We start from the raw sequence: 17193 nt of genomic DNA on the forward strand, positions 1-17193 counted from the left end.
GTTGCCGAATCCCCAAAAACCCCGAGCGCCCCGTAAACAGTTTCTTAAGAAACCAACGCTACGACTGCCCCGTCACGTTCCGCTTCCCCACCAGGTGTGGGGCACACCACGTCCACCGTGGCCCCTGACATCCCTGAGACATCTGGGACGACGAAACCCCGGACGGCGGTTGCCGCCCGGGGTCACCTGCTCCCGCGCACGGCTCAGCCGGCCACTGCCGTCCCGTCCGATTCCTCGTCGCCGTCGACATCATCCTCGTCGATGTCCCAATCCGGCGAATCCGGGTCGTAGTCGATCTCCTCACTGCTCCACGAGGCCTGGGCGAGCTCGACCCCGGGCATCTCGCTGACCAGGTCGAACGGGTCCACGAGATACGCGAGCGCCTCGGCGGTGTCTTCCGTCACAGCGGTCTCGGCATGGCCGCGCTCGTCGCCGGGCAGCTCGGGATCCTCGGCGATCTTGGCCAGCGCGGCCTTGGTCACGGCGTCCTCGTTCTCCACTTCAAGAACGAGTTCGACGCGAAGGCGTACAAAACGTGATGTCTCTGGAGTGCTCATGCCGGGAGCGTACGGCCCACAGCTCCCGTGACTTTCCCGCGACCCGCACCGTTCATTAGCATCGCTCCACACGGCCAATTCGCCAGCGCCACAAGGGGATCGATATTCCGTGTCAACCGCTCGCCGAACGATGCTGACCGCCACCGCCGCGGGCACCCTGCTGGGTGCTCTCTGGTTCGTCCCCTCCGCGCACGCGACGGTGACCGACCAGGCCAGAGTGGAGACTTCGGCGACACCTGCCCCGCAGGTCACCCAGCAGGCCCGGGCCACCTCGACGGCCGTCACCGCCACCTCCGACGACACCCAACTCGCCGACACCGGCAGCCCGGACACCACGCCGTACATCGTCGGCGGCACGGTGTTCCTCGGTCTCGGCGCCGGTTTCGTGGCGTATTCGGTACGACGGGAACGCCTGGGCTTTTAACTTGCTTGACGGTTACTTGACTCAAGCTTCATAGTCCGCTCATGAAGAGATCATCGGGCATACGGCTGTGCGTCACCGTCGCGGTGGGCGCACTGTCGCTGGCCCTCATCACCGGTTGCTCCGACGGCGGTTCGGACAAGGCCGAGAGCAACACCGAGAACGCCGCGCAGGGTTCGGAGAAGAACACCGACAAGGCGCTCACCGCCGCCGAGTTGAAGAAGCTGATCCTCGCCCAGGGTGACGTGGACGGCTACAAGGTCGCCGCCGCCGACGCGCTCCCCGGCGGCAGGAGCGGCATCAAGGGCGACGAGAAGTGCAAGCCCCTTCTCTACGTCCTGAGCGGCGCCGCCCCGGCCGACGCGCCCGCGGAGACCAACCGCATGGCCACCGCGGCCAAGAAGCCCTCGGCCACCGCCTCCGCCGACGTGGAGGACATGAGCGACGCCGAGATCGAGAAGGCCCTCACCGACTCCATGAGCGTCGACATGACGATGGTCGGGCTCTCGTCGTACGACGGTGACGGCGCCGAGAAGGCCTTCAAGGCCGTGTCCGACGCGGTCGCGGGCTGCACCGGCGGCTTCACGGGGACGGCCGGCGGCGAACCGCAGAAGTTCACCAAGGTCAGCGCCGAGAAGGGCTCGGGCACCGGCGACGAGTCGCTGGCGTACGCGGCGTACGGCGAGCCGGACGCGGAGGACGGCACGACCCCCGTCTCGCACGCCGAGGTCGTCCGTCACGGGAACGTCGTCGCGACGTACTACACGATGAACGTCGGCGCGATGGTCGCCGACAAGGCCTACACGGTCCCGGCCGCGGTCATCACCGCGCAGTCCGCCAAGCTGAAGTGACGTACGGGGCCCGGCCATTGCCATGACTGGGCCCCAACTCCCCTACCGCAGCGGCCCGGTGACCTTCTCCACGGCCTCGACCACGTGCCCGCCCCGCACGAACGCGTCCGCCGCCGCGAGGTCGGGAGACAGGAACCGGTCCGGTCCCGGACCCTCGACTCCCGCCGCCCGTACGGCATCGATGACCGCCCGGGACGCCGGCGCCGGGGCCAGCCCCTCGCGCAGCTCGACGGCACGGGTCGCGGCGTACAGCTCGACGGCGATGATCCGGGTGAGGTTGTCGACGGCGGTGCGCAGCTTGCGCGCGGCCGACCAGCCCATGGAGACGTGGTCCTCCTGCATCGCGGAGGACGGGATCGAGTCGGCGGACGCCGGTACGGCCAGCCGCTTCATCTCGCTGACCAGCGCGGCCTGCGTGTACTGGGCGATCATCAGCCCGGAGTCGACACCGGCGTCGTCCGCGAGGAACGGCGGCAGCCCGTGCGAGCGGTTCTTGTCGAGCAGCCGGTCGGTACGGCGCTCGGCGATCGAACCGAGGTCGGCGGCGGCGATGGCGAGGAAGTCGAGGACGTAGGCCACGGGCGCGCCATGGAAGTTGCCGTTCGACTCGACCCGACCGTCGGGCAGCACAACGGGGTTGTCGACGGCGGACGCCAACTCCCGCTCGGCGACGAGCCGTGCGTGCGCGATCGTGTCGCGTCCGGCACCGGCGACCTGCGGCGCGCACCGCACCGAGTAGGCGTCCTGGACGCGCGGCGCGTCGTCCTGGTGGTGCCCGGTCAGCTCCGAACCGTCAAGCACGGCAAGCATGTTGGCGGCACTGGCGCCCTGCCCGGGGTGCGGGCGGATGGCGTGCAGCTCGGGCGCGAGCACCTTGTCGGTGCCGAGCAGCGCCTCCAGCGAGAGGGCGGCGGTGACGTCGGCGGACTTGTAGAGCATGTCGAGGTCGGCGAGTGCCATGACCAGCATGCCGAGCATGCCGTCGGTGCCGTTGAGCAGGGCGAGGCCCTCCTTCTCCCTCAACTCGACCGGCACGATGCCGTGTTCGGCGAGCAGCTCACCGGCGGGCCGCACAACTCCGTCCGGGCCCTCGGCGTCGCCCTCGCCCATGAGCGTCAACGCGCAGTGGGAGAGCGGCGCGAGGTCGCCGGAGCAGCCGAGGGAGCCGTACTCGTGGACGACGGGCGTGATCCCGGCGTTCAGGACGTCGGCCATGGTCTGCGCGACCTCGGGCCGCACACCGGTGTGCCCGGAGCAGACGGTCTTGAGCCGCAGGAACATGAGCGCGCGCACGACCTCCCGCTCGACCCGCGGCCCCATCCCGGCGGCGTGCGAACGGACGATATTCCGCTGCAACTGCGCCCGCAGTTCCGGGCTGATGTGCCGGGACGCCAGCGCCCCGAAGCCGGTGCTCACGCCGTACACGGGCTCCGGCTTGGCGGCCAGCGCGTCCACGATCTCCCGCGCGGCGGCGAGCGCCGCGACGGCCTCGCCCGAAAGCTCGATCCGGGCGCCCCCACGCGCCACGGCCAGAACGTCGGACGCGGTGACCCCGGACGTCCCCACCACCACAGTGTGCATATCCATATTCAGGAGCGTACGCATTGAATGTGACGATGTCACTACCGGGTGACCGCTTAGACCCTTACAGGTAGGTCACACGCGACGAGTGCGGGCGGGTCACGTCCGGCGCCCCCGGAAGCGCCGCCGCTCGGCCGGCATCTCCGGGGTCGGGGAGTCCGCGAGCCGCACCACGGGGTCGTCCGGCCCGTCCCGCCCGGCGACGACCGGCTTGTCCGCGCGGAGCGCCTTCGCACGGTACTGGGCGGCATCCGCCAGCCGGAACAGCCGGCGCCCGGAACGCACCGCCCCGATCGGATCCTCCGTCGACGCGACCCCGCACGCGACCCCCTCCCCCAGCTCCAACTCGGCGGCCCTGCGGCACAGTTCGATCGCCGCGTCGACCACTTCGTCGGCGGGCGGCCCGACCGCGAGCAGACAGAACTCGTCCCCGCCGAGCCGCGCGGCGAGCGCGCCCGGGATCATCGCCCCGCACAACGACAACACCGACCCGAAGCGCTCAAGCAACCGGTCCCCCACGGCATGCCCCCGGGTGTCGTTGACCCGCTTGAGCCCATTGAGGTCGCACACCACCAGGCTCACCACGACCCCGTCCCGCCGGTGCCGCTCGATCGCCTCGTCGAGCCGTACGTCGACGGCACGGCGGTTGGCGAGCCCGGTGAGCGCGTCCGTGAAGGCGAGCCGTCGCGCCTCCTCCAGCCGCTCGGTCTGCGCGATCCCGGCCGCGACGACGGAGGCGAGGACGGTGGCGAAGTCGGCGTCGCCCCGGTCGAAGACGGGCGCACCGACGGGCCGCGCCACATACAGCTCGCCCCACGCCCGCCCGTGCAGCACGATCGGGGCGACCACACAACATCCGCGCCTACGACGCCGTAGGGCCGCCACGCGTTGGTGGCAGTAGCCGGGGCTGCCCGCGGCCGGGCCCTCGGCGGTCTCGACCCAGGCGTTGGGCTCGCCGCCACCCGCCCACCGTTCGTGCAGGAACTCGGTGATCTCGGGGAACTGGTGCACGGGGTAGGTCTCGCCGTCCGGGAACTCCTCCTCGCCCTCGGCGCGCTCCCCCACGTTCACGAGGACCCTGAGCCGCCCGAGCTCCCGCTCCCACACCGACAGCGCGGCGAAACTGCCGTCCAGCGCCCGGCAGGCCCCGGCCGCCGCCGCCCGCCAGGACTCACGGGGGGTGTGCGCCGCCGCCATCCCCTGCGCCAGCTCCACCACGGCCGCCAACCGCCTGTCCTCACCCATCACTCCAGGCTAGGGACAATAGGGAAATAAGGGGATATCAGTGCGGCGAACGGGTACGTCCCGCGCCGGACCCCACCGGGCGCGGCACCAGCCGTAGACCCTTCGGGCCGGGGATCGGTTCCCTGACCGAGACCCCGACCCTCAGGCCGGGCGGAAGGCCGAGCCGCCAGCGGGTGCCCACCGCCGCCAGCGTGGCCATGATGGCGGCGCAGGCGAAGTTGTCGCCGACGCACTTGAACCGGCCGCCGCCGAACGGCACGAACGAGTGCCGCACCGGCTCCCACCCGCTGTCCGCCAGCCACCGCTCCGGGGAGAACACCTTCGGATGCGGGAAGAGCCGCGGATCGGTGTGCAGGGAGTGCATGCTGTACGCCGTGTCGGTGCCGCTCGGCAGCATCACTCCGCCCAACTCCACGGCCGCCACGGTGCGTTGGGTCACCAGTTGCACCGAGTGCAGCCGCATCGCCTCGAACATCACGGCCCGGGTGTACGGCAGCCCGGCGTCCAGGTCCGCCAAGGTCGAGGCCCGGTCCAGGGCGGCGATCTCGGCGAGCACCCGCTCCTCCGCGCCGGGCCGCAGCGCCAGCCGGAACCATGTCCAGGCCAGCATGGTCGGCACATTGGCCGCGCCCCCGACCAGCAGGGCGATGATCTCGTCGCAGACCAGGTCGTGGTCGAGCGGCCGGCCGGTGTCCGGATCACGCGCCGCGAGCAGGCACGCCACCACATCGCCCGAGGCCCCGTCCACCGGCTCCCGGTCCTGGCACTCCCCCAGCGCCTCGCTCACCACGGCCCGCATCCGGGCCATGGCCTCGTCCCCGCGCCGTACGAAGGGCAGCGGCAGCCGGTCCACCACCTCGGGCATCATCGGACGCTCGACGGCCGCCTTCTCGATCACCGGCAGGACCTCGGTCACCTGGTCGAGGACCCGGTCGGTCATGCGCCCGGAGAAGACCGTCTCGGCCATCACCGCCACGGAGAGGGCCTTCATCTCGTGCAGCACGTCCACCGGGCGCCCCTCCTCCCAGCCGGCGCACGTCCGCTCCGCCTGCCGATGGATCGCCGTCAGATACCGCTCGATGTGCGCCACCGTGAACGCCTTCTGCACGGTGCGGCGCTGCCGGTGGTACAGCTCGCCGTCCGAGGTGATCAGGCCGTTCCCCAGCAGGGCCGCCAGCCGCTGGAACTGCTTGCCCCGCCCGAAGCTGCGCGCCTTGGCCGACTGCACCTGGTGCACCAGCGCGGGGTCGGTGACGACGTAGACCGGCGCCGTACCCAGCCGGACGCGGACCAACGGCCCCTCCCGCCGCAGCGATTCGAGGAACCCCAGCCGGTCGCCGAGGAGGTGGTGGAGATGCCCGATGCCGGGCAGGGCGCCCGGCGCGGTGGGTACGTCGTCGACGGTCGGCACAGGGCGGCCCCCTTCGGTCGGTCACGGACGGCGCACCCCGTGGTCCGGGTGCGCGACCCCGTACCGACAGCAGTGTCCTCGTCGTCCCGCCGACCCGGCAGGGCGCCAACTGCCCAGCCCAGCGCCCCTGTTGCACCCCCGAACACGCCCTTACGGTCCGCCCGTGCGGCGTCCGACGATGGGGATGTCGGATCCGACCGGACCTCCGAGGCAAGGAGCGCCGCATGTCCGCACCGGCCCCCGTCACCCCTCCGCCGTCCGCCACCGAGGCACTGCCGATCCTGGGGCACGCGCTGCCGATGTGGCGCGACCCGATGCCGTTCCTGCTGCGCCAGCACACGCGCGCCTCCGTGGTGCGCCTGCGGCTCGGCCCCAAGCCCGTCCACCTCCTCACCGATCCCGCGCTGGTGCGCAGGGCACTGGTCACCGAACCCCAGCGGTTCGACAAGGGCGGCCCGTTCGTGGACGCGGCCCGCACCCTGATCGGCGACGGCCTGGGCACGTGCTCCGCGGCCGACCACCGTCACCAACGGCCCCTGATGAACCAGGCGTTCAGGCCCGCGTGCGTCGCCGGTTACACCGCGGCGATGGTCGACTGCGCCCGGGAGACGGTCGCCGCGTGGCAGCCGGGCCAGATCGTGGACGTGTGCCGGGAGATGCGCCGCCTCGCCTGCCGGGCCCTGACCCGCACCCTGTTCTCGGACCCGGCCCAGCAGGGCCTCACCGCCGAGATCGAGGAGGCGTACACCGTCCTGATGCCCGGCATGTGGTGGCAGATGGTGATCCCCTTCGGACTGGTCCACCGGGTTCCCGTACCGGCCAACCGCCGCTTCGAGCGGGCCCGGGTCACCGCCCGCTCCCTGATCGCGCGGATGGTCACCGCCTACCGCGCCCGCAGCGCGGACCTGGGCGACGGCCTCTCCCTGATCATGGCCGCCCAGGACGACCGGGGCCGGTCCTTCACCGACGACGAGGTCTGCGACCAGATCGCCACCCTCATGATCGGCGGCATCCCCGCCACCGCCGACCTGCTGTCCTGGATGTTCGCGGCCCTGTCCCGGGACGGAACGCTGGAGCGGGCCCTGCACGACGAGATCGACACCGCGCTGCCGGGCCGCCGTACGCCCACCCACGACGACATCGCGGCCCTGCCCCTCCTCGGCCGGACCCTGACCGAGACCCTGCGCCTGTACCCGTCGGTCTCGGTCCTCAGCCGCAGGGTCACCCAGGACGTCGACCTCGACGGCACCCGGCTGGGCCCCGGCGACGAGGTCATGTTCAGCCCGTACTGCCTGCACCGGGACGCGGAACTCTTCCCCGACCCGGACCACTTCGACCCCGACCGCTGGCTGCCCGGCCGGATCGGCCGGGAGCAGCGCGAGGCGTTCATCCCGTTCGGCGCGGGCACCCGCAAGTGCATCGGCGACGCGTACGGCATGGCCGAGGCGACCCTGGCCGCCGCCCACATCCTCTCCAGGGTCCGCCTGGCCCAAGTCCCCGGCACCCCTGCTCCGAGGCCGATGCTGCGGATGACGCTGTCCCCGGTCCCCCTGAACCTGACGGTCGAGCCGCGCGGTACGGGGGCGACGGCGACCGAACAGGCGGAAGACCGGCAGGAGTTGAGGGTGACGACCAGCCCGCAAGAGGGGAAGCCCGTTGACGAAGCCGGCGAATCCGCGGGAACGCCCCGCTGCCCCGCCCACCCGGCCGACCCCGCGGCCGACTGAACTCCCGCTCGCCGTACCGGAGTTGTGGTGTCCCGTACCCCCGGCCCGGCACCCCGAGCAGACGGAGATCACCGAGCGGACGATCGCCTGGATGCGCCGCTACGGCTACATCACCACCCCGGCCGACGAAGTCGCCGCGCGCGCCGCGCAGTTCGGCGAACTCGGGGCCCTGACCCATCCGCACGGCACCCTGGAGGGCGCCGTCCTGGCGGCCCAGCTGATGGTGTGGCTCTTCCTCCAGGACGACCGCTTCGCCGAACGGGCCCCGGCGCAGGGCAGGATCGAGGACCTCGCGGAACACATCCTGTGGTCGCAACGCGTGTGGCAGGGCGACCGGGCCCCGGTACCGGAGCCCTACCTGGAAGCCCTGCTGGACCTGCGCACCAGGCTGACCCGGATGTCGGCCCACCACGAACAGGTGGAGCGCGTCACCGACGGCTTCAACCGCTACCTGGGCGCGGCGGCGGCAGAGGCGATCTACCGCACCAAGGGCATCGCACCGGACCTGGACCAGTACCTACGCCTGCGCGAGTCCACGATCCTCATGCGGGGCATGTGCTTCGTCGCCATCGAACTCGCCGACGACTGCTACCTCCCGGGCCCCCTCTGGTCCCGCCCCGACGTCCGCACCTGCGAACAGGCCGCCGCCCGAGCCGTCGCCTACACCAACGACATCGTCTCGGGCCTCCGCGAACTCCACTGGCCGAACCACACCAACCTCATCACCGCCCTGTCCCGCCACTTCCACTGCTCCTTGCAGAAGGCCCTGAACAGAGCGGTCCACATGTGCGAGACCCAGATCTCCCTCTACGACCGCCTGTCCCGGCCCCTGCTGACAGAGGGCGACGCGAGGCTGTCCCGGTACGTGCGGGGGATGGGCGCGTGGATACGGGGCAACGTGGACTGGTCGATGACGTGCGGGAGATATCACGTGGGGACGCCGGGGCAGGGTGGGGGACCGGGCCGGTTCGAGGGGTGAGCGGGGGGGGCGGTTCAAGGGGTGAACGGGGGCAACTGCCCAACACCGGGCGGCACGGACACCCTAGGGGCGCGGGGAACTGCGCGACCAGCCCCAACGCACCCGCACCCGGCAACGCACCCAAGCCCCCCACCCCTGCCCCGCTACTCCCCAGGCCACACCGGCGCCCGCTTCTCATTGAACGCCGCAACCCCCTCCGCCCGATCCCCCGAAAACGCCACAGACCGCCAAGCCGCGTCCTCAACCTCAAGCCCGGCCCGCAGATCCAGCCCCTGCCCCAACCGCAACGCCCGCTTGGCCGCCCGCAGCCCGACGGGCGAGTTCGCGGCGATGCGCGCGCCCAGAGCCAAGGCCTCCTCGCGGTCCTGGCCCGGCTCCACCAGAACGTCCACCAGTCCCAGTTCCGACGCCTCGGGTGCCTCCAACCGCCTTGCGGTGAAGATCAGTTCAGCCGCCCTCGCCGCCCCCACCCGCCGAGGCAGCAACTGCGTACCCCCACCCCCCGGAATCACCCCCACCGACACCTCCGGCAACCCCACCACAGCCGTACCGTCCGCCACGATCAGGTCACAGGACAGGGCGAGTTCGAAACCACCGCCCAGCGCGAACCCGTGCACCGCGGCGACCGTAGGCATCGGCAACTCCAGAACCCCCGTGTACGCCGCACGCGCCAGCGGACGCTGCCGTACGAGTTCCGCGTCCGTGAGGGAATTCCGCTCCTTCAGATCCGCCCCGACACAGAACGCCCGCTCGTTCGACGACGTCACCACGGTCACCCGCACGTCCCGGTCCGCCCCCAGCACCGCACAGGCCTCGGCGATGGACCCCGCCATCGCCGTGGAGACGGCGTTCATGGCCTTGGGCCGGTCCAGCACGAGCTCCGCGACATACCCGTGCCGCCGCACCAGCACGAACTCCCCGAACCGCGACTCGGACCGCTCCTCGCTCATGACCGCCTCCTGGTTAACGTGGGTTAACAGACCTCGCCCCGATCATCGCACGGCCCTTCCCCGTTCGGGTGACATCCCACCCAACTCCCGCCGCACCGCCCGTAGAAGCGCATAACGTGCGTCCGCCACACCACAGGGGAGGGATCGTGCCGACGACCACGAAGGCGGAGCGGACAGCGGACACCGCGGAGACGGAACCGCCACTCCCGCGCGGTCGGCACCGCCGTCCCCGCCCCCGCAAGGTTCTCCTCGCCGTCAGCGGACTCGCCGTGGCCGCCGGGGTGTTGAGCCTCGTACGACTGGCACCCGAGTCGGGAGTCGGCGGCCTGGGCACAGCAGAGGCGGAACCCCGCCCGGACCCCGGCACCGGCACCGGCACCGCCGACGGCACCGACCGTCCCGCCAACGCCGCCGCCACCATCAGCGCCGACCCGACCGCGATCCCCTCGGCGACCTCGGTGATGGGCGGCGCGAGCGCGACCCCGACCACCACCGGCTCCAGCGTCGTACCGACGCCTTTCACGTCCGTGCCACCGTCGGTGACCCACCCGGCCGCGGCTCCGGCACCGACCGCCACGACCGTCCCCGAGGCGCCCGACACCACGGCGGAGCCCCAGGCACCCGCGACGAGCGCGGCCCCACGGCCGACACCCACTCCGACCCCGAGCCGAACCGCCGACTCCCCTGCCCCGGCACCGAGTCGGCCGAGTCTGTGCGTACCGATCATCGGGCTCTGCGTGGACCCGCTGGTCCACCGTGATTGAGTGGACAGCTCCCGGTTTGTGCCGGTTTATGGACGGCGTGAGACTGAAGACATGAACACTTCAGACACCACCCTCGCCAAGAACAAGGACCTTGTGCACGCGTTCATCGACGCGCTGTTCACCAAGGGCGACCTCGGCGCGGTCGACGAGTACCTCGCCGAGGACTTCGTCGACCACGACCCTCCCTTCAACGGACCTGGTGACCGGGAAGGCTTCCGCTCCGCCGGCGCGCTGTTCCGGGAGGCATGTCCCGACTGGCACAGCGAGCCGGACCTGATGATCGCCGAGGGCGACCTGGTCGTCGAGCACTTCACCGCCAGTGGGACGCAACGCGGTGAGCTGCTCGGAGTGCCGGCCCCGGCCGAAGGCCGCCCCTTGGCCCTGCACGGAACCAACATCTTCCGGATCCGGGACGGCCACATCGTCGAGCGGTGGAACCGGCCCGACGAACTCGGCATCCTGCGCCAGCTGGGGATCGCCCCGTAGCAGACGTGCCGCGGCCTACGCCGGTGACGAGTCCCGGCGGGTGAGGAGCCAGGGTTCGACAACTCCCAGGCCGCGCACGGGTCGTTGCCACATCGGCTGGAGGGCGAAGCGGTAGGTCGGGGGCTCCTCGCCCTCCTTCTCGGCGGTCGCCGCGGCCTCCGCCGCCTCCGCCTCGGAGGCCGGAGCCTCGCCGCTGCGGATCAGCTCCTCGGCGAAGGCGCTGTCGACGAGGACGGCGTCGCGAGGAGCTATCGACGTGAGGCGCGAGGCGAGGTTCACCGTCGTGCCGAAGACGTCGCCCATACGGGTCGTCACCGTGCCGAAGGCGATGCCGACGCGGAGTTCGGGCATCGTCTCGTCGTTGGCCATGGTCTCGATGAGGCGGAGGGCGATCTCGGCGGCGACCCCGGCGTCGTCGGCGGAGAACAGGACCTCGTCGCCCAGGGTCTTGATGAGGCGGCCGCCGCGAGCCGCCACCAGGTCGGCGGCGGTGGTCTCGAAGGCCTCGACGAGTTCGCCGAGTTCCTCCTCCTCCATGCGCCGGGTCAGCCGCGTGAAGCCGACCAGGTCGGCGAAACCCACCGCGAGCCGCCGGTCGACCATCTCCTCGTCGTCGCCCGCCTGGACGACCCGGCCGGCCGAGGCCGCGAGCTGGCGCCGCCAGACGTAGACGAGGAACTCCTCCAGCTCGGGCAGGAGCAGTTCGATGATCGGGTACGTGACCTCGGTGCGGGACATGCCCGGTTCCGGTGGCTCGGTCAGGCCCTCCAGGAACGAGTCCATCTGCCAGCCGGCAAGGCGTGCCGTGGTCTGCCCGGTCGAACGGGCCACCTGCACCGCCATCGCCTCGCTCAGCAGCCCCGCCTCGACGAGACCGGCGAGGCGGCGCAGCGCGAGGACGTCCGCCTCGGTGAACGCCTTGGCCTGGCCGACGTCGGCGAAGCCCATGGCCCGCCAGAAGCGCGTCGCCAGCTCCATGGAGACGCCGGCGGTACGGGCCGCCTGGAAGGGGGTGTAACGGCGCTCGGCGCCCAGGATGAGCCCTTCGAGGCGCAGCGCGAGCGGATCCTCGCCGGGTTCGGCGGCATCGGGGGCCACCCGGCCGTCCGCGTCCGCGCCGGAGCCCGTGTCGTCGACGGTCACGCCTGCTGCCCTTCCGATCTGCCACGGTCAGGTATCGACCGGGCCCAATGCTACGGCAGGTGTGGGCCAGCTCACTCCGTGAGTCACACGGGAAGAGGGGCCACAAGAGCGGTCGGGGTCACGCGGGGCGCAGGTGGACGATGTCGCCCGCCCCCACGGGCTCCTGCACGCCGTCCTCCGTGGCGAGCACGAGCCGCCCGTCGCCGTCGATCGCGACGGCCTCGCCGGTGATGGACCGGTCCCCGGGCAGTTCGGCGCGGACGACCCGGCCGAGCGTCGAGCAGCCGGCCGCGTAGGTCTCCTGGAGGCCGCTCTCCAGCGGGTCGCCACCCGCCGCGCGCCACTTGTCGTACCAGTGCTCCAGGGACCGTAGAACCGCCCGCAGGAGGGGATCCCGGTCGGTCGTGACCGCCCCGGCGAGGGCCAGGGAGGCCGCCTGGGGGACGGGCAGCTCGTCCTCGCGCAGGGTGACGTTGATGCCGACGCCGACGATCACCGCGTCGTCGCCCGCGCGCTCGGCGAGGATGCCGCCGGCCTTGCGTTCCTCGCCGCCGACAGTCACCAGGAGGTCGTTGGGCCACTTGAGTGCCGTGTCCACGCCGGCCGACCGGGACAGGCCGGTCGCGACGGCGACCCCGGTGAGCAAAGGCAGCCAGCCCCAGCGGGCCACGGGAACGTCGCTCGGCTCCAGGAGCACGGAGAAGAACAGCCCCGAGCGGGCCGGTGCCGACCACTGCCGGTCGAGCCGCCCGCGCCCGGCGGTCTGCTCCTCGGCGACGAGCACCGCACCTTCCTCTGCGTTCCCCGCGAGCGCCAGGGCCATGAGGTCGGCATTGGTGGATCCGGTGCGCTGCACGACCTCGATGTCGCAGTAAAGGCCCCCGTGGCCGCCGTCCCGCACCAGGCCCTTGCGCAGCGCCGCACCGTTGAGCGGCGGACGGTCCAGGTCGGACCAACGACTGTTGTTCTCGTCTGAGGCATCTCGCGGCGTCATGCAAGCCACCCTAGGTGGGTGTCGTGCAAGCCACCCAAGGTGTGTTGTACGCCGCACTGCCGATCGGTAGGCCCGCCACTACTCTACGGATGAGTAACCCGTCCCCCTTTTGAGCAGGCAGGGAGCCGCAATCCCGATGTCCGAGCCGGAAGCGCCTCAAGAGATCGACATCCACACCACCGCCGGGAAGATCGCGGATCTTCAGCGCCGTATCCAGGAAGCGACGCACGCCGGCTCGGCACGTGCGGTCGAAAAGCAGCACGCCAAGGGCAAGTTGACGGCCCGTGAGCGGATCGACCTGCTCCTCGACGAGGGGTCCTTCGTCGAGTTCGACGAGTTGACCCGGCACCGCTCCACGGACTTCGGCCTGGAGAAGAACCGCCCCTACGGCGACGGAGTCGTCTCCGGCTACGGCACGGTCGACGGCCGCCCGATCGCCGTGTTCTCCCAGGACTTCACGGTCTTCGGCGGCGCCCTGGGCGAGGTCTACGGCCAGAAAATCGTCAAGGTGATGGACTTCGCGCTGAAGACGGGCTGCCCGGTCATCGGCATCAACGACTCCGGCGGCGCCCGCATCCAGGAGGGCGTGGCCTCGCTCGGCGCGTACGGCGAGATCTTCCGCCGCAACACGCACGCGAGCGGCGTGATCCCGCAGATCAGCCTGGTCGTGGGCCCGTGCGCGGGGGGCGCGGTCTACTCCCCCGCGATCACCGACTTCACGGTGATGGTCGACCAGACCTCGCACATGTTCATCACCGGCCCGGACGTCATCAAGACGGTGACGGGCGAGGACGTCGGCTTCGAGGAGTTGGGCGGCGCGCGCACCCACAACTCGGTGTCGGGCGTGGCCCACCACATGGCGGGCGACGAGAAGGACGCGATCGAGTACGTCAAGCAGCTCCTGTCCTACCTCCCGTCCAACAACCTCAGCGAACCCCCGGCGTTCCCCGAGGAGGCGGACCTCACCGTCACGGACGAGGACCGCGAGCTGGACACCCTGGTCCCGGACAGCGCGAACCAGCCGTACGACATGCACACGGTGATCGAACACGTCCTGGACGACGCGGAGTTCTTCGAGACGCAGCCGCTGTTCGCGCCCAACATCCTCACGGGCTTCGGCCGGGTGGAGGGCCGCCCGGTAGGCATCGTGGCCAATCAACCCATGCAGTTCGCGGGCTGCCTGGACATCGACGCGAGCGAGAAGGCGGCCCGCTTCGTCCGCACCTGCGACGCGTTCAACGTCCCGGTCATCACCTTCGTGGACGTCCCCGGCTTCCTCCCCGGGGTGGACCAGGAGCACTACGGAATCATCCGCAGGGGCGCAAAACTGATCTACGCGTACGCGGAGGCAACAGTCCCCCTGATCACGGTGATCACCCGCAAGGCCTTCGGCGGTGCCTACGACGTCATGGGCTCCAAGCACCTCGGCGCCGACCTCAACCTCGCCTGGCCCACCGCCCAGATCGCCGTCATGGGCGCCCAGGGCGCGGTCAACATCCTCCACCGCCGCACGATCGCCGAGGCGGAAGCTACAGGCGACGTCGAGGCCACCCGGGCCCGCCTGATCCAGGAGTACGAGGACGCCCTCCTCAACCCCTACATCGCAGCCGAACGCGGCTACATCGACGCGGTGATCCTCCCCTCGGACACCCGCCGCCACGTCGTCCGAGGCCTACGCCAACTCCGCACCAAGCGCGAGTCCTTGCCCCCGAAGAAGCACGGCAACATCCCCCTGTAGAGGAGCGCCGCATGAACATCAAAGTCGTACGGGGCAACCCGACCCCGGAGGAACTGGCAGCGGCCCTGGCGGTGGTGAGGGCGCGCGCAGCCGCGGCGACATCAACACCGCCGGGCACCCCGAGGCAGCGGGACGCGTGGTCCGACCCGTCGCGTATTGCGGGGGCGAGGCTTCCTCACCCGGGGCCAAGCGCATGGACCCGCACGTATTGGCCCGGCTAGGGAGAGCTTTTAGAGGCGCGGGGCTGTGTCAATTTGCGGCTCCGCCGCGTGGGCGCGACCAGCCACAACGGACCCGCACCCTACAAACAACGCGACACAGCCTCAGCCATCACCCCGTACCCCTCGTCATTGGGGTGCAGACGATCCCCAAAGTCATAAGCAGGGTGCAGCCGATCCGACTCCCCCGGATCGGCCATCACCCGATTCAGATCAACAACCCGATCGAACTCCCCCGAACAACGCACCCACTCGTTGACCTCATGACTGACCTTCGCCGCCCGCTCCCCCCAGTGATCAGACCCCCCGAACGGCAACAAGGTCGCCCCGATCACACGGAGTTCACGACCCTGCCGTATCAACTCCCGGTATCCAGCGATGACTTCACCAGCTGAGACCACCGGCGCCGGCTTGTACGTAGGCTGCACATCCGTCTCGCTGAACCCGATGTCGTTGAGCCCCAGCAACACAACGACCGTGTCCACCCCGGCCAGTTGAAGCACATCGCGCCCAAACCGTCGCACCCCCCGCTCCCCGTACCACGCGGAGTCGTTGAGCAGCAGATTCCCCCCGATCCCCGCGTTCAACACGGCCCGCCCCGTCCGCGAGGCCAACGCGTCCGACCACCGCCGATCGGCCCCCGGCGTGGACCCGAACCCGTCGGTGATGGAGTCACCGAAAAGAGCAATCCCGTCCGTCCTGCCGGAGTCGGTCTCAACGGCGGACAGGAAGTACCAGGACTCACTGGACTCGGTGAACCCCTCCCCACCCAGCAGACACCCCGCACCCCGATAACTGGTCGCGAACGCCTGCGCATGGAAGGTGGCAGGCCCGGTGGCCAAGTCGAAGTACAACGTGATGACCACCGACTCCCCTGCTTCTACGGCGAGTTGGACCGCGTCACTCACCAACTCCCCCCGCGCAGGTATCTCCCCCTCCGCCGCACCCCCGAAGGCCAGCCGCACCACAGCCCCAGCACACCCCACAGAGCCGGAGGCAATCCGCACCGGCGAGTTCCCGTACGCGTTCGAGAACCGCACCCGCACCCTCTCCCCACCCGCCGTCAGCCGCACCACCTGCCGCACGGACTGACGCCAGAAGCCCTCGCGGGACCAGTTCGGGGTGAAGCCCTCGCTCGGGAGCTGGGGTGACGCGGTCCAGGCAGCAGTGAACATGACACACCTCTCCAAAAGAAACCACAGTCCCATTACCCTAACGGAACCATGGACCCTTTTGGGAGTGCCGAAAGGAAGCCGAGGAAGTTGAGTACCCGTACTCAGGCGCCCCGGCCCACATCGCCGCAAGCTCGGAAGCATGTTGTGGTCCGACCCCGATGACGAGCCTCCCAAAGACCTGCGGGAGACGGAGGTCATGTTGCGGCGGCTCGGAATCCTCATGGCGCTGGCGATGGTGCTGGCGATGATCGTGCTCGGGCTGACGTGAGCCGCTGAAGCCACGCCGATACCCTGGGCGCATGACAGATCAGCCGCGCCGCCGACTCGTGCTCGCCTCCCAGTCCCCCGCCCGGCTGGGCCTGTTGCGCCAGGCCGGCCTCGACCCCGAGGTGATCGTCAGCGGGGTCGACGAGGACGCCGTCAGCGCACCCACCCCGGCCGAACTCGCCCTCGCGCTCGCCGAGGCCAAGGCCTCCGTCGTCGCCGCGAAGCCCGAGGTCAAGGGTTCGCTCGTCATCGGCTGCGACTCCGTGCTCGACCTGGACGGCGAGGCCCTCGGCAAGCCCGCCGACGCCGAGGAGGCCACCGCCCGCTGGAAGTCGATGCGCGGACGCGCCGGGACGCTTCAGACCGGGCACTGTGTCTACGACACGACGAGCGGCCGGTACGTCTCGGCGACCGCGTCCACCGTCGTCCGCTTCGGCGAACCGACCGACGCCGAGGTCGCCGCGTACGTCGCGTCGGGCGAACCCCTTTACGTCGCCGGGGCGTTCACGCTCGACGGGCGTTCGGCGCCGTTCATCGAGGGCATCGACGGCGACCACGGCAACGTGATCGGCATCAGCCTGCCGCTGGTTCGGCGACTGCTGGCCCAACTGGGCGTCGGGATCACGGAGTTGTGGACCCCGTCGGAGAAGTAGGGAAGTAGAAGCAGGGGAAGCAGGAGAAGCAGC

The 17193-nt window shown here is 70.7% G+C and carries 19 protein-coding genes; 11 read left to right on the top strand and 8 right to left on the bottom strand.

From position 1 onward, the window contains the following. Positions 1 to 203 precede the first annotated feature (203 nt). The gene (locus ACIBK4_RS05325; protein WP_266771858.1) at positions 204 to 557 is read right to left on the bottom strand and encodes a hypothetical protein; all 354 of its coding nucleotides are present in this window, start codon (positions 555 to 557) and stop codon (positions 204 to 206) included. Between the two features lie 130 nt (positions 558 to 687). Here ACIBK4_RS05325 and ACIBK4_RS05330 point away from each other — a divergent pair, with 130 nt between their 5' ends. Continuing rightward, a complete protein-coding gene (locus ACIBK4_RS05330; protein WP_398992957.1) occupies positions 688 to 981 on the top strand; it encodes an LAETG motif-containing sortase-dependent surface protein in 294 nt (97 codons plus the stop codon). Between the two features lie 41 nt (positions 982 to 1022). Further along, on the top strand, positions 1023 to 1829 hold the full coding sequence (locus ACIBK4_RS05335; protein ID WP_398992288.1) for a hypothetical protein: 807 nt from the start codon (positions 1023 to 1025) through the stop codon (positions 1827 to 1829). Positions 1830 to 1871: 42 nt separating this feature from the next. On the opposite strand, the gene hutH is transcribed toward ACIBK4_RS05335, so the two are convergent. The 3 genes from hutH to ACIBK4_RS05350 all read right to left on the bottom strand — a co-directional run bounded on the left by hutH (position 1872) and on the right by ACIBK4_RS05350 (position 6066). Then, positions 1872 to 3410, bottom strand: a complete 1539-nt coding sequence (hutH, locus tag ACIBK4_RS05340) for a histidine ammonia-lyase (protein ID WP_398992959.1) — start codon at positions 3408 to 3410, stop codon at positions 1872 to 1874. Positions 3411 to 3509: 99 nt separating this feature from the next. After that, positions 3510 to 4655 carry a diguanylate cyclase domain-containing protein gene (locus ACIBK4_RS05345; protein WP_398992290.1) on the bottom strand — a complete coding sequence of 382 codons (1146 nt, stop codon included), beginning with the start codon at positions 4653 to 4655 and terminating at the stop codon, positions 3510 to 3512. 37 nt (positions 4656 to 4692) lie between these two features. After that, positions 4693 to 6066: a cytochrome P450 gene (locus ACIBK4_RS05350; RefSeq protein ID WP_398992292.1), complete on the bottom strand. Its 1374-nt coding sequence runs from the start codon at positions 6064 to 6066 to the stop codon at positions 4693 to 4695. Between the two features lie 224 nt (positions 6067 to 6290). Here ACIBK4_RS05350 and ACIBK4_RS05355 point away from each other — a divergent pair, with 224 nt between their 5' ends. Further along, positions 6291 to 7793, top strand: coding sequence for a cytochrome P450 (locus ACIBK4_RS05355; protein ID WP_398992295.1), 1503 nt, complete (start codon positions 6291 to 6293; stop codon positions 7791 to 7793). Further along, complete coding sequence (locus ACIBK4_RS05360; protein ID WP_398992297.1) at positions 7723 to 8772, top strand: hypothetical protein; 1050 nt, start codon at positions 7723 to 7725, stop codon at positions 8770 to 8772. The genes ACIBK4_RS05355 and ACIBK4_RS05360 overlap by 71 nt, the downstream gene beginning before the upstream one ends. A 143-nt stretch (positions 8773 to 8915) precedes the next feature. Here ACIBK4_RS05360 and ACIBK4_RS05365 read toward each other — a convergent pair whose 3' ends face one another. Next, complete coding sequence (locus tag ACIBK4_RS05365; RefSeq protein ID WP_398992299.1) at positions 8916 to 9722, bottom strand: enoyl-CoA hydratase/isomerase family protein; 807 nt, start codon at positions 9720 to 9722, stop codon at positions 8916 to 8918. A gap of 146 nt (positions 9723 to 9868) precedes the next feature. Between ACIBK4_RS05365 and ACIBK4_RS05370 the strand changes: the two genes are divergently transcribed. Further along, on the top strand, positions 9869 to 10486 hold the full coding sequence (locus ACIBK4_RS05370; RefSeq protein WP_398992301.1) for a hypothetical protein: 618 nt from the start codon (positions 9869 to 9871) through the stop codon (positions 10484 to 10486). Positions 10487 to 10537: 51 nt separating this feature from the next. Continuing rightward, the gene (locus ACIBK4_RS05375; RefSeq protein ID WP_398992303.1) at positions 10538 to 10972 is read left to right on the top strand and encodes an ester cyclase; all 435 of its coding nucleotides are present in this window, start codon (positions 10538 to 10540) and stop codon (positions 10970 to 10972) included. Between the two features lie 15 nt (positions 10973 to 10987). Here the strand turns inward: ACIBK4_RS05375 and ACIBK4_RS05380 are convergent, their stop codons facing one another. Next, positions 10988 to 12115, bottom strand: a complete 1128-nt coding sequence (locus ACIBK4_RS05380) for an adenylate/guanylate cyclase domain-containing protein (RefSeq protein WP_033280236.1) — start codon at positions 12113 to 12115, stop codon at positions 10988 to 10990. Positions 12116 to 12233: 118 nt separating this feature from the next. Further along, the gene (locus ACIBK4_RS05385; RefSeq protein WP_398992305.1) at positions 12234 to 13109 is read right to left on the bottom strand and encodes a biotin--[acetyl-CoA-carboxylase] ligase; all 876 of its coding nucleotides are present in this window, start codon (positions 13107 to 13109) and stop codon (positions 12234 to 12236) included. A 136-nt stretch (positions 13110 to 13245) separates the two neighbouring features. On the opposite strand from ACIBK4_RS05385, the gene ACIBK4_RS05390 reads away from it, so the two are divergent. Together ACIBK4_RS05390 and ACIBK4_RS05395 are read left to right on the top strand one after the other, a co-directional pair. Then, positions 13246 to 14847: an acyl-CoA carboxylase subunit beta gene (locus ACIBK4_RS05390; protein ID WP_398992307.1), complete on the top strand. Its 1602-nt coding sequence runs from the start codon at positions 13246 to 13248 to the stop codon at positions 14845 to 14847. Positions 14848 to 14858: 11 nt separating this feature from the next. Then, on the top strand, positions 14859 to 15068 hold the full coding sequence (locus tag ACIBK4_RS05395) for an acyl-CoA carboxylase subunit epsilon (protein WP_398992309.1): 210 nt from the start codon (positions 14859 to 14861) through the stop codon (positions 15066 to 15068). A gap of 80 nt (positions 15069 to 15148) precedes the next feature. Here ACIBK4_RS05395 and ACIBK4_RS05400 read toward each other — a convergent pair whose 3' ends face one another. Further along, positions 15149 to 15931, bottom strand: a complete 783-nt coding sequence (locus tag ACIBK4_RS05400) for an SGNH/GDSL hydrolase family protein (protein WP_398992311.1) — start codon at positions 15929 to 15931, stop codon at positions 15149 to 15151. Here ACIBK4_RS05400 and ACIBK4_RS05405 point away from each other — a divergent pair. The 3 genes from ACIBK4_RS05405 to ACIBK4_RS05415 all read left to right on the top strand — a co-directional run bounded on the left by ACIBK4_RS05405 (position 15900) and on the right by ACIBK4_RS05415 (position 17160). After that, positions 15900 to 16157, top strand: a complete 258-nt coding sequence (locus tag ACIBK4_RS05405; protein ID WP_398992313.1) for a hypothetical protein — start codon at positions 15900 to 15902, stop codon at positions 16155 to 16157. The genes ACIBK4_RS05400 and ACIBK4_RS05405 overlap by 32 nt on opposite strands. 222 nt (positions 16158 to 16379) lie before the next feature. Next, a complete protein-coding gene (mmpB, locus tag ACIBK4_RS05410) occupies positions 16380 to 16508 on the top strand; it encodes a morphogenic membrane protein MmpB (protein ID WP_267885198.1) in 129 nt (42 codons plus the stop codon). A 31-nt stretch (positions 16509 to 16539) separates the two neighbouring features. Beyond that, a complete protein-coding gene (locus tag ACIBK4_RS05415) occupies positions 16540 to 17160 on the top strand; it encodes a Maf family protein (protein ID WP_398992315.1) in 621 nt (206 codons plus the stop codon). The last annotated feature ends 33 nt before the right edge of the window (positions 17161 to 17193 follow it).

Source organism: Streptomyces sp. NPDC050528 (genome assembly GCF_044457795.1).
Taxonomy (GTDB): domain Bacteria; phylum Actinomycetota; class Actinomycetes; order Streptomycetales; family Streptomycetaceae; genus Streptomyces.